General features: G+C 68.7%; 6 protein-coding genes. 1 reads left to right on the top strand and 5 read right to left on the bottom strand.

Annotated features, from left to right (window positions below; all coding sequences use genetic code 11):
• Positions 1–156: 156 nt before the first annotated feature.
• The 3 genes from V5F49_RS15600 to V5F49_RS15590 form a co-directional block, all read right to left on the bottom strand.
• Positions 157–3,546, bottom strand: coding sequence for a transglutaminase family protein (locus V5F49_RS15600; RefSeq protein WP_394117633.1), 3,390 nt, complete (start codon positions 3,544–3,546; stop codon positions 157–159).
• Between the two features lie 173 nt (positions 3,547–3,719).
• Complete coding sequence (locus tag V5F49_RS15595) at positions 3,720–6,932, bottom strand: efflux RND transporter permease subunit (RefSeq protein WP_394117634.1); 3,213 nt, start codon at positions 6,930–6,932, stop codon at positions 3,720–3,722.
• 27 nt (positions 6,933–6,959) lie between these two features.
• Positions 6,960–8,255, bottom strand: coding sequence for an efflux RND transporter periplasmic adaptor subunit (locus V5F49_RS15590; RefSeq protein ID WP_394117635.1), 1,296 nt, complete (start codon positions 8,253–8,255; stop codon positions 6,960–6,962).
• 507 nt (positions 8,256–8,762) lie between these two features.
• Here V5F49_RS15590 and secA point away from each other — a divergent pair.
• Positions 8,763–11,561, top strand: a complete 2,799-nt coding sequence (secA, locus tag V5F49_RS15585; RefSeq protein WP_394117636.1) for a preprotein translocase subunit SecA — start codon at positions 8,763–8,765, stop codon at positions 11,559–11,561.
• A gap of 61 nt (positions 11,562–11,622) precedes the next feature.
• Here the strand turns inward: secA and V5F49_RS15580 are convergent, their stop codons facing one another.
• Entirely contained in the window at positions 11,623–12,279 is a 657-nt protein-coding gene (locus V5F49_RS15580) for a Pr6Pr family membrane protein (RefSeq protein WP_509210702.1), read from the bottom strand.
• Between the two features lie 410 nt (positions 12,280–12,689).
• Positions 12,690–14,021, bottom strand: coding sequence for a hypothetical protein (locus V5F49_RS15575; protein ID WP_394117638.1), 1,332 nt, complete (start codon positions 14,019–14,021; stop codon positions 12,690–12,692).
• Positions 14,022–14,158 lie beyond the last annotated feature (137 nt).

Below are 14,158 nucleotides of genomic sequence, written 5' to 3'. Positions count from 1 at the left end.
ATGCCCGGCCCGGCGGCGGATGCACCCGTCTTCGGGATGCGCCCGCGCTCGCGCCGCTCGCGTGCCGGGCGAGGCCGGCGCCGCAGGGGCCGCGCCCCGCGAAGGGAGCGGCGTCGGCTCCCGCCGCGCAGCCGGAGCGGCGCGGCGGGGCTGGCGTCACACGCCGATGGGACGGCGCAGGTCGAGGGTGGTCGGGAACTCGTCCGGAGCGGTCTCCGCCGGCACATGGGTGATGCCGGGGGTGTGGCCATATTCCTGGAAGCGGGCGAGGCGGCGCGCCTCCGCCTCGTAGGAGTTCACCGGGAAGGTGTCATAGTTCCGGCCGCCCGGGTGGGAGACATAATAGAGGCAGCCGCCGCGCGAGCGCTCGCTCCAGGTGTCCACCACGTCGAACACGAGCGGGGTATGCACCGGAATGGTCGGATGCAGGCCGGACCAGGGCTGCCACGCCTTGTAGCGCACGCCCGCGACGAAGGTGCCGTTGCGCCCGGTCGGCGCGAGCGGGATGCGGCGGCCGTTGCAGGTGAGCACGTGGCGGGCCGGGTTGAAGCCCTCCACCAGCACCTGCAGGCGCTCCACCGAGGAGTCGACGTAGCGGGCGGTGCCGCCGATGACGCCCTCCTCACCCAGCACGTGCCAGCATTCGAGCGCCTGACGCACCTCAAGGTCGACGCCGGCGCGCTGCACCTTGCCGTAATGGGGGAAGCGGAACTCGTACTGCGCCTTGAACCACTCGGGATCGAAGCTGTAGCCCGCGTCGCCGAGGTCCTCCAGCACGTCGAGGAAGTCCGCCCACACATAGTGCGGCAGCATGAAGCGGTCGTTGAGGATGGTGCCCCAGCGGGCGCAGTTGCCGTGCACCGGCTTGTGCCACAGGCGAGCGATGAGGGCGCGCAGCAGCAGCTGCTGGGCCAGGCTCATGCGCCAGTCCGGCGGCATCTCGAAGCAGCGGAACTCCACGAGGCCGAGGCGGCCGGTGGGGCCGTCCGGCGAATAGAGCTTGTCGATGGAGATCTCGGTGCGGTGCGTGTTGCCGGTGACGTCCACCAGCAGGTTGCGCAGCAGCCGGTCCACCAGCCACGGCGGGGTCGGCAGGTCGGCGCCCGGCAGCGGGATCTTGGAGAGCGCGATCTCCAGCTCGTACAGGCTGTCGTGCCGGGCCTCGTCCACCCGCGGATGCTGGGAGGTCGGGCCGATGAACAGGCCGGAGAACATGTAGGACAGGGACGGATGACGCTGCCAGTAGAGCAGCAGGCTCTTGAGCAGGTCCGGCCGGCGCAGGAACGGGCTGTCGGCCGGGGTGCCGCCGCCCACCACCACGTGGTTGCCGCCGCCGGTGCCGGTGTGGCGTCCGTCGACCATGAACTTCTCGGTGCCGAGACGGGCGAGCCGCGCCTCCTCATAGAGGATGCGGGTGATCTCGACGCAGCCCTCCCAGGTGTCGGAGGGATGCACGTTCACTTCCAGCACGCCCGGATCGGGGGCGAGGCGGATCAGGTTCAGGCGGTAGTCGAACGGCGGCGGATAGCCCTCGAGGTGCAGCGGCGTGTTCAGCTCGATCGCCACCTGCTCGATGGCGGCGATGAGGTCCACATAGTCCTCGAGCATCTCGACCGGCGGCAGGAACACGCACAGGCGGCCGTTGCGCGGCTCCACGCACAAGGCGGTGCGGGTGTCGGCGGTGAACACCTGCGTGTCGTAGCGGGCGATGAACTCGCGCGTCAGCTCCTGCGCCCGCTCGCCCACGCCATAGGCCTCGGTGCGCGCGGCCATCTGGTAGCGGTCACGGAAGTCGGCGGTGGGCCGGCCGTCGGCGCCGGTGCGGTAGCGGGCGGCCAGATCTTCCGCGTCGGGCAGAGGGCCGCGCGGCTCGAAGGGGTCGGTCTCGATGATGTAGGGGTACCGGGTCGGCGCCAGATAGTGCAGCGATTCCAGCGGCAGGCGGTAGCCCATGGGGCTCTCGCCGGGGATCAGGAACATGAACAGGCGACGGTAGGTCCATTCCTCGGAGCGCCAGGCGCGGCCTTCCGGCCCCCAGATGCGGCGCAGCGGCAGCACCGACCCGGTGGGGGTGCCGAGGCCCTGGTTGAAGGTGCGCGCCAGCATGCGCCGCTGCACCTCGTCGGACATGCGCTCGTCGCCGGGCGCGATGTTCTCGGGAAGGTTCTGCTCCTTCCACATGTAATAGATGTTGTCCTCGAACGCCTGCTGGACGAACTGGCTGCCCACCGCGAGCTTCTCGGCGATGGCCTTGCAGAAGCGCTCGGCGTCGGCGGGGGTCGGGTTGTAGTTGGTGCTCTCGTCGGCGATCAGGTCGTCGCGCAGCCACATGGGCTGGCCGTCCTTGCGCCAGAACAGGTCGAACGACCAGCGCGGCAGCGTCTCGCCGGGATACCACTTGCCCTGGCCGTAGTGCAGCACGCCCTGGGTCTTGAAGCGGCGACGCAGGCGGCGGATCAGGTCATCGGCGCGCACCCGCTTCTGCGGGCCCAGCGCCTCGGTGTTCCACTCGGGGGACTGGTAGTCGTCGATGGAGACGAAGGTCGGCTCGCCGCCCATGGTCAGGCGCACGTCGCCGGCCTTCAGGTCCTCGTCCACCTTGTTGCCGAGCTCGTCCAGCGCGGCCCAGGTCTCGTCGGAGAACGGCAGCGTCACGCGCGGCGCCTCGGCCACGCGGGCGACGCTCATCTCGAAGCCGAACTCCACCTCGGCCTTCTCGTTGAGATAGCCGGCGATGGGGGCGGCGGAGCGGTAGTGGGGCGTGGCCGCGAGCGGGATGTGGCCCTCGCCGCACAGCAGGCCCGAGGTGGGATCAAGGCCGATCCAGCCTGCGCCCGGCACATAGACCTCGCACCAGGCGTGCAGGTCGGTGAAGTCCACGTCGGTGCCGGACGGGCCATCCAGCGACTTCACGTCGGGCTTCAGCTGGATCAGGTAGCCGGAGACGAAGCGCGCGGCGAGGCCAAGGTGGCGCAGCAGCTGCACCAGCAGCCAGCCGGTGTCGCGGCAGGAGCCGAGCTTCTTGTCCAGGGTCTCGTCGGGCGTCTGCACGCCCGGCTCCATGCGGATGACGTAGCCGATGTCCGACTGCAGACGCTGGTTCAGGTAGACGAGGAAGTCGACGATGCGGGTCTTGTCGCGCGGGATGGAGGCAAGATAGCCGTCGAACAGCGCGCCCTCGTGCTCGAGCTCGAGGTAGGGCGCCAGCTCGGCCTTCAGCTCGGGCGCGTAGGTGAAGGGGAAATTCTCGGCATATTCCTCGACGAAGAAGTCGAACGGATTGATCACGTCGAGCTTGGCGAGCAGGTCGACCTCGACCTTGAACTCCTCCACCCGCTCGGGAAACACGATGCGGGCCAGCCAGTTGCCGAACGGGTCCTGCTGCCAGTTGATGAAGTGCTCGGCCGGGGTGATCTTCAGCGAATAGGCGGGAATGTCGGTCCTGCTGTGGGGGGCGGGGCGCAGACGGATGGTCTGCGGACCCATCGACGCCGGATGGTCATACCGGTAGCTCGTGACGTGATGCAGGCTCGCGAGGATCGACATTTAAGCACCTGGTCCTGCGGGCAATCGCCCCGTGGGGCAGCCCGTCGATGGGTGAGGCTGGTACCGGCCAAGGTTAGACAAGGCCGCTATAGGGCGAAAGCGCGACTTTGCGGCGACAACTGCCCAGTGCGCGGGCAGTTGTCCCTTCATTGTGCAGCCTGTCCGCGCCGCGATCAGGCAGATGCGGGTGCGGGGGGCACTCCGGGGCCGGCCGCCGGCGGCTCCTGCGGCTCGGGGGGCACATGCCCGGACGGCCGCTGCTTGCGGCCCTTCAGCTTCTCCTCGAAGCGCTGCAGCACCGTATAGAAGGACGGCACGAACAGCACCGCAAGGCAGGTGGACGCCAGCATGCCCGAAACCACGGCGATGCCGATGGACTTGCGGGAGTTGGCGCCGGCGCCGGTGGCGAACACCAGCGGCAGCACGCCGAGGATGAAGGCGAAGGAGGTCATCAGGATCGGGCGGAACCGCAGGCGCGAGGCCTCCACCGCCGCATCCATGATCTCCATGCCCTCGGCCCGTTTCTCGCGGGCATACTCGACGATGAGGATCGCGTTCTTTGACGCGAGCGCGATCAGCAGCACGAGGCCGATCTGGGTGTAGAGGTTGTTCGCCACCCCGAGGCCGAGCAGCGCGCTCACCGTGCCGAGCAGCGCCAGCGGCACCGCCAGGATCACCGACATGGGCTGGATCCAGCTCTCGTACTGGCCGGCCAGCACGAAATACACCAGCAGGATGGCAAGCCCGAACACGAAGTAGATCTGATTGCCGACCGCCTTCTCCTGGTAGGACATGGCGGTCCACTCGAAGCCGGTGCCCGGCGGCAGGGTCGCAGCGGCGATCTGCTCCATCAGCGACAGCGCCTGGCCGGACGAGAAGCCCGCGGCGTTGGAGCCGACGACGGTGGCGCTCGGGTAGAGGTTGTAGAGCGAGATCAGCGGCGGGCCCTGCACCATCTTCACGGTGACCAGCGTGCCGAGCGGAATCATCTGCCCCTGCGGCGTGCGCACCTTCAGGTTCATCAGGTCGGCCGGGGTGACCCGGTAGCCCGACTCGGCCTGGATGTAGACCTGGAAGACGTTGCCGAAGCGGTTGATCTGGTTGACGTAGGTCGAGCCGAGATAGGACGAGATGGTCTGGAACACCTGTCCGACCGTGACGCCCAGCGTCTCGGCCTTGACCCGGTTCACGTCCACCTCGAGCTGCGGCGCGCCGGCCCGGAACGAGGAGCCCACGTGCTGCAGCGCCGACTGCGCGCGCGCCTTGTCCACCAGCGACGTGGTGATCTGCTCCAGCAGCTGGTAGTCGAAATTGCCGTTGCGCAGCTGCGGCTGCATGGTGAAGCCGGCGGCGTTGCCGATGCCCTGGATCGCCGGCGGCACCAGGATCATCACCTCCGCCGCCTCCACGTCCGCCACCGCCTTGTTCAGGTTCTGGTAGAGCGAGAGCAGGTCCTGGCCCTTGGTGGCGTAGCGCTTGTCCCACGGATCGAGGGTGATGTAGATCACGCCCGCATTGCCGAGGGTGGACGAATTGTCCAGCACCGAGATCCCGGAGATGGCAAGCGCGGTCTGCACGCCCGGCACCTTGCGCACCCGCTCCGACACCTCGCCCACCACCTGCTTGGTGCGGTTGAGGTTGGAGGCGTCCGGCAGCTGCACGTGGGCGAGGAAGTAGCCCTGGTCCTCGATGGGAAGGAAGGCGGTCGGGATGCGGGTCAGGCCGTAGGCGGCGACGCCCATCAGCGCCAGCGCGATCAGCACCATGGCGTGGGAGTGGTGCACCATTCGGCCGATGAGCCCGGCATAGGCGTTCTCCGCCTTCGCATAGATGGCGTTGAAGCCGCGATAGATGAAGTTGCGCTTCTCCGGCGGCACCGGCTGGCGCAGCCACAGGGCGCACTGGGTCGGCTTCAGGGTGGCCGCGTTGATGGCCGAGATGAAGGCGGTGGCGGCGATGACCAGCGCGAACTGCTTGAACATCTGCCCCGACAGGCCGGGAATGAAGGACGCCGGCAGGAACACGCTCATCAGCACGAGCGTGATGCCCACCACCGGGCCGAACAGCTCGTCCATGGCCTTCTCGGCGGCCGGCTGTCCCGCCATGCCCTCCTCGATGTGCCGGGCGACGCCTTCCACGATGACGATGGCGTCGTCCACCACGATGCCGATGGCGAGGATGATGGCGAACAGCGTGGACAGGTTGATGGTGAAGCCCATGGCGTCCATGGCGGCGAAGGCGCCGATGATGGTCACCGGCACCGTGGTCGCCGGCACCAGCGTGGCGCGCCAGTCCTGCAGGAACAGCAGGATCACCACCAGCACCAGGATCGCGGCCTCGAACAGGGTCTTCCAGACCTCGTCGATGGAGGCGGTCACGAACAGGGTGGTGTTGAACGGGATGCCGTACTCGAGGCCCTCGGGGAAGTCCTTCTTCAGCTGCTCCATCTTGTCGGCGACGCGCTGGGCCACGCTGAGGGCGTTGGCGGCGGGCAGCTGGAAGATGCCGATGCCGGCGGCCGGCTTGCCGTCCTGGGTGAAGTCCTTCGAATAGCTCTGCGATCCGAGCTCGACGCGGCCGATGTCGCGGATGCGCACGATCCGCCCGCCATCGGTGTTGTCCACCTTGACGATGATGTCCTCGTAGTCCTTCACGTCGTCGAGGCGGCCGGCGATGTTCACCGTGTACTGGAACGCCGTGCTGGAGGGCGCCGGCGGAATGCCGAGCTGGCCGGGGGTGACGATCTGGCTCTGCTTCTGGATGGAGTTGCTGATGTCGGACGGGGTCAGGCCGAACGCCTGCATGCGGTCCGGGTCCATCCAGATGCGCAGGGCGTAGGTGCCGGCGCCGAAGATGGCGACGTTGGCCACGCCTTCGACACGCTCCAGCTCGTTCTGGATGTTGATGATGGCGTAGTTGTTCAGGAACAGGCCGTCAAAGCGGCTGTCCGGCGAGGTCAGGGTCACGAACTCGAGGATCGAGGTGCCCTTCTGCAGGATGGTCACGCCCTGCGCCTGCACCGCCTGCGGCAGCGAGGCGAGCGCGATGTTGACGCGGTTCTGCACCAGCACCTGCGCCATGTTCGGATCGGTGCCGATGGCGAAGGAGACCACCAGCGTGTAGGTGCCGTCCGAGGCCGACCACGACTGCATGTAGATCATGCCCTCGACGCCGTTCACCTGCTGCTCAATGGGCAGGGCGACGGTATCGATCAGCGTCTTGGCCGAGGCGCCGGGGTAGGAGGTGGAGACCGACACCGTCGGCGGCACGATGTTCGGATACTGCGACACCGGCAGGCGTATCAGCGACACGAGGCCGATGAGCACGAACACCAGCGCGAGCACGTTCGAGAGGACCGGCCGCTCGATGAAAAAGCGCGAAATCATGGGCGCTGCCTTTCCCTCGGGAGCGGATCAGTTCTTCGGAGACGCGGGAGCACTCGGGGTGGGCGGCACCGAGGGCGCGGCCTTCGCCGGGGCATCGGCGGGCGCCACGCCGGCGGGCTTGGGCAGCGGCTTGGAGCCGTCGTCCTGCACCGGGGCGGCGGCGCCGGCGATCTTGCCCACCTCCACCTGCACCTTGGAGCCGGGCACGGCGCGCTGGATGCCGTTGATGATGATGCGGTCGCTGGCGGAAAGGCCCTTCTCCACCGCGCGCAGGCCGTCCGCCTGCAGCTGGCCGAGGGTGATCTGGCGCTGCGTCACCACATTGTCCGTCCCAACCACCAGCACATAGGGGCCGAGCTGGTTGGAGCTGATGGCGGCATCGGGGATGAGCACCGTGGTCGCGGCCTGCCCCAGCGGCAGGCGCACCCGCGCGAACAGGCCCGGCAGCAGCGCGAGGTCGTCATTCTGGAAGATGCCGCGCACGCTCAGCGTGCCGAGGTTCGGGTCCACCTGCGGCGCCACGTAGTCGATGCGGCCGACATGGGGGTAGCCGTTCTCGGTCTGCAGGCCGATCTCCACCTTGATGTCCGGCACGTCGCGGGTGAGCGAGACCAGCGATTCGCCGCGCCTGGCCAGCGCCTCCTTGATGCGCAGCACCTCCTGCTCGGACAGGGTGAACCACACCCAGATCGGGTTCAGCTGGACGATGGTGGCGAGCTTGGTGGGGCCGCTGTAGCCGACGAGGGCGCCCACGTCCTGAAGGTGGGCGGTCACGGCGCCGTCGAACGGGGCGGCGATCTCGGTGTAGCCGAGGTTGATCTGGGCGAGCTCCAGCGAGGCCTGGGCGTTGGCCACCCCGGCCACCGCCGAATCGCGCTTGGCGCGGGCCTGGTCGAGGGCCGCCTGCGAGGCGAAGTCCTGCTTGGCCAGCTGGAACTGGCGGTTGTACTCGGCCTCGGCCTGCACCTGTTGGGCCTGGTTGGCGGCGAGCGTGGCCTTGGCCTGCTCCACCTGCGCCTTGTACTGGTCCTGCTCGATCACGAACAGCACGCTGCCCTTCTTGGCGAGGGCGCCGTCCTTGTAGTTGATGCTGGTCAGGAAGCCCTGCACGCGGGCGTTCAGGTCCACCGAATTGATGGCGGCGGTGTTGCCGGTCAGCTCGAGGACGCGGGTAACGGGCTTCTCCAGCACCGTCGCGACGGTGACGGCGGGGGGCGGCGGGGGGACGTAGGTGTTCTTTTCCTCGCAGGCCGCCAGCAGCAAGGCCGCGCAGAGCGCCATTCCGCCACGGGCCGCGCCGGACACCCGGATACCCCCTACCATGCCGCAATCCCCCATTCTGCGATTGCGGCGGATACTAAGCGTGGGGTCATGACCTGTCCATGCAAGGGGGCACATCAAACCGACGCCGGGCAAAGCCATTCCGAACGTGTTGCCCGCGCGCCGCAACCCCGGCTTCCGCTCCCCGCCGGCCGGGTCGGGACCGGCGGGGTCGCAAAGGGGAACCGTTGCCGCAGATGGGACCACGCGCCCGCGCCGCCCCGCGCCAGCCTGCCCCAGGGTCAGACCGTGCCCGGGCGCCCGCGACGACGCCCCCGGCCCCCCTCGCATTGACATTGCACCGACCGGTTCATAAGTGTCCGCGTGGTGTGCTGCCCGCCCTGGGGCGCAGGAATCCGGCTGCGCGTTGGTCGCTGCGGCGGTTCCGGCCTCCTCGGACTTGCTGACGCCGCATTGCGGGTGTCCAACGGCGCCCCAATCCCCCGGAGGGTCCGGCGGCCCGTCTCCGCCCTCCTTGAGACCTGACGGATCGGAACAGAGACACATCCCATGTTAGGTGGACTTGCCCGCAAGCTCTTCGGCTCCGCGAACGATCGTCGGGTGAAGGGATACCGCCCCCGCGTCGAGGCCATCAACGCGCTGGAGAAGGAGCTGGAGGCTCTTTCCGACGACCAGCTGCGCGCCCGCACCGAGGACTTCCGCCGCCAGCTGGCCGAGGGCAAGGCCACGCTCGACGACCTGCTGGTGCCGGCCTTCGCCACCGTGCGCGAGGGCGCCAAGCGCGCGCTCGGCATGCGCCACTTCGACGTGCAGCTGATCGGCGGCATGGTGCTGCATGAGCGCTCCATCGCCGAGATGAAGACCGGCGAGGGCAAGACCCTGGTCGCCACCCTCCCCGTCTATCTCAACGCGCTCGCCGGCAAGGGCGTGCACGTGGTGACGGTGAATGACTACCTCGCCAAGCGCGACGCTGAGTGGATGGGCCGGCTCTACCGGTTCCTCGGCCTCTCCACAGGCATCATCATCCACGGCCTCGACGACGACGAGCGCCGGGTCGCCTACAATTGCGACGTCACCTACGCCACCAACAACGAGCTGGGCTTCGACTACCTGCGCGACAACATGAAGTACGAGCGCGGCCAGATGGTGCAGCGCCCGCACTTCTACGCCATCGTCGACGAGGTGGACTCGATCCTGGTGGACGAGGCGCGCACGCCCCTCATCATCTCCGGCCCGCTGGACGACCGGTCCGACTTCTACAACACCATCGACACCTACATCCCCCGCCTCTCCAAGGAAGACTACGAGGTGGACGAGAAGCAGCGCACCGTCACCATGACGGAAGCGGGCATGGAGAAGATGGAGCAGATGCTCTCGGAGGCCGGGCTGCTGAAGTCCGAGAGCCTCTACGACATCGAGAACGTCTCGGTGGTGCACCACGTCAACCAGGCCCTGCGCGCGCACACCCTGTTCCAGCGCGACAAGGACTACATCGTCCGCAACGGCGAGGTGGTGATCATCGACGAGTTCACCGGCCGCATGATGCCCGGACGGCGCTATTCCGAGGGCCTGCACCAGGCGCTGGAGGCGAAGGAACGGGTGCAGGTGCAGCCCGAGAACCAGACTCTGGCCTCCATCACCTTCCAGAACTATTTCCGCCTCTACGAGAAGCTCGCCGGCATGACCGGCACCGCCGCCACCGAGGCGGCCGAGTTCGCCGACATCTACAAGCTCGAGGTGGTGGAGATCCCCACCAACCTGCCAGTCTCGCGCATCGACGACGACGACGAGGTCTATCGCACGGCGGGCGAGAAGTACGCGGCCATCATCGAGCTCATCAAGGAATGCGCCGAGCGCGGCCAGCCGATCCTGGTGGGCACCACCTCCATCGAGAAGTCGGAGCTTCTGGCCGAGCTGCTCAAGCAGGGCGGCTTCATCCAGAAGGACTTCTCCGATCCGGACGCGTTCACCGGCCGCGACCAGCTGGCCCAGGAGGGCGCCAACAAGGCGTTCGCGGTGCTCAACGCCCGCTACCACGAGCAGGAAGCCTACATCGTCTCCCAGGCCGGCGTGCCGGGGGCCATCACCATCGCCACCAACATGGCCGGCCGCGGTACCGACATCAAGCTCGGCGGCTCGGCGGACATGCGCATCGAGCAGGAGCTGAAGCATCTGCCGGAGGGCGAGGAGCGCGCCGCCGCCGAAGCCGGCATCCGCGCTGAGGTGGAAGAGCTGAAGGCCCAGGCCCTCGCCGCCGGCGGCCTGTTCGTGCTCGGCACCGAGCGCCACGAGAGCCGGCGCATCGACAACCAGCTGCGCGGCCGCTCCGGCCGCCAGGGCGATCCCGGCCACTCCAAGTTCTTCCTCTCCCTCGACGACGACCTGATGCGCATCTTCGGGTCGGACCGGCTCGACGGCATGCTGCAGCGCCTCGGCCTGAAGGAAGGCGAGGCGATCATCCACCCCTGGATCAACAAGGCCCTGGAAAAGGCCCAGCAGAAGGTGGAAGCCCGCAACTACGACATGCGCAAGAACGTCCTCAAGTATGACGACGTGCTGAACGACCAGCGCAAGGTCGTGTTCGAGCAGCGGCTCGAGCTGATGAACGACGAGGACGTGGCCGACACCGTGGTGGACATGCGCCACGCGCTCATCACCGAGACGGTGGCCAAGTTCATCCCCGAGAACGCCTATCCCGAGCAGTGGGACGTGGACGGGCTCGACGCCGCGCTCAAGGAGATGCTGGCGCTCGACCTGCCGGTGAAGGAATGGGCCCGCGAGGAAGGCATCGCCGGCCCCGAGGTCACCGAGCGCATCATCCGCCAGGCCGACGAGATCATGGCCGCCAAGGCCGGCCAGTACGGCCCGGAGATCATGCGCTACGTGGAGAAGTCCATCCTTCTCCAGACCCTCGACCACCTCTGGCGCGAGCATATCGCCATGCTGGACCACCTGCGCCAGGTGGTCGGCCTGCGCGGCTATGCCCAGCGTGATCCGCTGAACGAGTACAAGTCCGAGGCGTTCAACCTGTTCTCCGCCCTGCTCAACCGGCTGCGCGAGATCGTCACCGCCCAGCTCATGCGGGTGGAGATCGTGGCCCAGCCGCCCATGCAGGACGAGCTGCCGCCTATGGAGGCCCACCACGTCGACCCCTTCACCGGCGAGGACGAGATGGCGAGCATCGGCGCGGCGCTCGGCGCCCGGCCGGAGCCGCTTTTGTCCGGCGACGTGGCGGTGCTGGAGCGTGACCCCAACGATCCCGCGACCTGGGGCAAGGTGGGCCGCAACGAGGCCTGCCCCTGCGGCTCGGGCAAGAAGTTCAAGCACTGCCACGGCCGCTACGCCTGACGGCGGCCCGCAGCCTCGCCGAACCGCCAGACGCCCGGCCCAGCGCCGGGCGTTCTGCTTTTCAGGCCCCCTTGCCGGAACGCCACGCCAGCAGCCGGTCGAGGCCGAGGAACACCAGCGCGGTGGCCCCGAACACGGCGGCGAGGAGCACCGTGTTGAGCACGAAGCGCCCATCCCCGAGCTTGGCGGGATCGAGAAACCAGTAGGCGTACCAGCCGTCATCGGCGCCACGCGCCAGGGCATAGGCGAGATAGCCGAGCGGCGGAGCCAGCGCCCAGCCCGCATCCTTCAGCCCGAGCCCGCCATGTCCCGCCAGCACCCAGGTGCCGAGGAACAATAGCGGCGTCGCCTGATGCAGCATCCTGTCCGCCACCAGCTGCCAGCCCGCCGGGTTCCACACATGGCGCAGCAGCGCGGCATAGATGATGCCCACCAGCACGATCGACACCACCGTCGTGAGCCGCGCGGGACCGGCAGCGAGCCGTCCCTCAGGCCGCACCGCGCAGGCAGTCGCGACCACGGCCACCAGCAGGTTGGTGAGCACCGTGAAATAGCCGAGGAAGCGCCAGACCGCGGCGGGAAAGCCCTCGGCGGTCATCTTCTCCACCACGATCGCGAGCTGCAGCGCGAGCGCGATCCATGCCACCGCGGCCGTCACCGCCGCCACCCGCCGCGCCCACACGCCCATCGCCGCCCCCGCCATCGCCCGCGCCGCCACGTCTGCGCTGCCACGTCTGCGCTGCCCCGCCCAAGCCTAGGCGCGGGTTGCGGATGAGAGCAAGGCGGTCGGGCCGCCTGAAGCTTGCGCGACCATCGGACCACCGCGAGGTTGACCAGCGTGGAGCGCCGCCGAGCCGGTGCGCCCCAGGGCAACGGAAGGAGCCCCACCGGATGCAGGCCGGCCGCGGCGACCAGGAGTGGCACGCCCGGCGGACGGGAAGACGATGCGGCCCGGTGGGTCCATGCGGTGGAACAGGCGCGGACGGGAAACCGGCCGGCGTTCCGGTCCCTTTGCGCCGGATCCGGCGCATGGGCGGCCGGCGGGCCCGCCCCCTGCGCCCGCCAAAAGCAAACGGCGCCGGTGGTAGCCGGCGCCGTCTGGCAAAAGGTCTGAAGCGGGGCGGCCGACTAACGGGAGAAGCTGCCGGTCGAGACGATGTCCGAGCCGCCCGACACGGCAGCCGGCGGCGCGAACGATCCGGCGGAGGCGGCGGCCACCGTCGTGCCGGGTCGTACCGGCGGCTTTTCGGCGGTCCCGTTCGCCGGCTTGGCAGCGGCGGAGGCGGGCTTTGCGGGCGGCACCGGCTTGGCCGTGGCCGCGGAATGGGGCGCCGCCGGAGCGGCAGGCGCCGGAGCGGCAGCGGCTGCGGCTGCGGCTGCGGCTGCGGCCGTTGCTGGCGCGGCGGCGCCGTCGTTGTCCAGGGCCACCTTCTCGGGCGTCATGCGCGGCGGATTGACGTATTCCGGCAGCGTGCCGGGCGCCTCGGCGAACGACATCTGGCCGCTCTCGCGCTCCTTGAGCTTGGCGAGGAACACCGGATGCATGCCGCCGTCGCTGTTGGTGCGCACCGGCGCGAGCGGCGAGGAGGAGGCCAGCGCCGCCACCTGCGCCTCGTCCCCACGCTGCTTGGCCGACACGGCCGAGGCGATCTGCGCGGGCACCTGATAGGGCGGGCAGGCGGCGTTGGCGTCGAAGCCGCGGCCGGGTGCCGGCTCGGCGTCGAACACATAGGCGCGGCCGCACACGTTCACCTTGGGCTCCTGCCGGGTGACCTCGAAGTGGTCGTAGCCCTGCTTCAGGTTGCGCCAGAAGGCCATGTTGGGGTTGTTGCGGTGGCGGGCGAGGTTCTTCGGCGTCATGCGGAAGGGATAGGCCTGCACCTGGAAGGCGCGCTGGCCGCCGGCGAAGCTCTCGCGCGCCAGGGAGAAGATTTCCGAGATCTGCTCGTCCGTCATGGCGTAGCAGCCGGCGGAGGAGCAATCGCCGTGCACCATCAGGAACTCGCCCGTGCGCTCGTAGGCGCGGTCATAGGCGTTGGGGAAGCCGAGGTTGAACGAGAGATAGTAGGACGAGTTCGGGTTCATCTGGCCCGGAGTGATCGTATAGAACCCCTCCGGCGCCTGCCGGTCGCCCATGCGCACCTTCGGGCCGAGCTCGCCCGACCAGCGGCAGATGGGATAGGTCTTCAGAAGCGCGAACGACCCGTCGGACGTCGCCTTCCACACCTCCAGCTCGGATTCCTGCTTGAAGATGCGCACCAGCATGGGGCTGGAGGGCGCCATGTCCTTCTGGGACAGGAGCGAGACCATCTGCGGCGAGAGCGGCTTGTTGGCCTTGCGGGCCACCTCGTCGGTCTGGTTGCAGCCGGCAAGCGCCAGCGCCGCCATGGCGGCGAGGGCGGCCATGCGGACGCGGGACGAGAATCCCGTCAACGGACGGCGCGACGCGGAACGGTTCACCGTGCAACTCCCGGGTCCGGATCGGCCATTGGCCGATGGGTCAGGCCCCTTCGTTAGCCCCTTCGCCCTTGCCGGCGCGTTACCGCACCGCCGGGGTGAGCCATGGAGAAAATAAGGCAAATGCGGCCAAGATGAGG

It is taken from the genome of Xanthobacter lutulentifluminis (genome assembly GCF_043194675.2).
In the GTDB taxonomy this organism is placed as follows: Bacteria; Pseudomonadota; Alphaproteobacteria; order Rhizobiales; family Xanthobacteraceae; genus Xanthobacter.
This window is presented reverse-complemented; position numbering and strand designations above follow the sequence as displayed.